Consider the following 496-nt stretch of genomic DNA (forward strand, 5'->3'; position numbering starts at 1 on the left):
GGCCGGGCGCCGCGGCGGCGCATCTGACGGGCGTGGCGGCGGGCTGGTGCTACAACCTGCGGCTGAAGCACACGCCGCTGTCCCCGCTCCCGTACGCCGTGGGGTTCGCCTCGCTCCCGGTGTTCGTCACCCTCGGACTGCCGCGGCCGGTCTGGCCCGCCTGGTGGGCCGTGGCGGCGGGGGCGCTGCTGGGCGTGGGGGCGCATCTGGCGAACGTGCTGCCGGACATCGAGGACGACCTGGCGACGGGCGTGCGGGGGCTGCCGCAGCGGCTGGGCCGTACGGTCTGCCGGTGGCTGGCGCCGCTGGTGATGCTGGCGGCCGTGGGCGTGGTCGTCGCGGGGCCGCCCGGCCCGGCGGGCACGGCAGGGCGCTGGCTGGCGATCGCGGCGGGAGCCGTGGCGGTGGCGGGCACGGCGGCACGGTCGGCGGGGCGGCGGAGCCGGTGGCCGTTCCGGGCGGCGATGGTGGTGGCGGGGCTGGCGGTGACGGGGCT

The 496-nt window shown here is 79.6% G+C and carries 1 protein-coding gene; it reads left to right on the forward strand.

Annotation, left to right across the window (positions count from 1 at the left end; translation table 11 throughout):
* Positions 1-496: UbiA family prenyltransferase (locus CCN29_RS32400; RefSeq protein ID WP_442538616.1), on the forward strand; the 496-nt coding region annotated here is incomplete at both ends.

The sequence above is a fragment of the Streptomyces pseudogriseolus genome, assembly GCA_002154585.1.
GTDB classification, from domain to species: domain Bacteria; phylum Actinomycetota; class Actinomycetes; order Streptomycetales; family Streptomycetaceae; genus Streptomyces; species Streptomyces pseudogriseolus.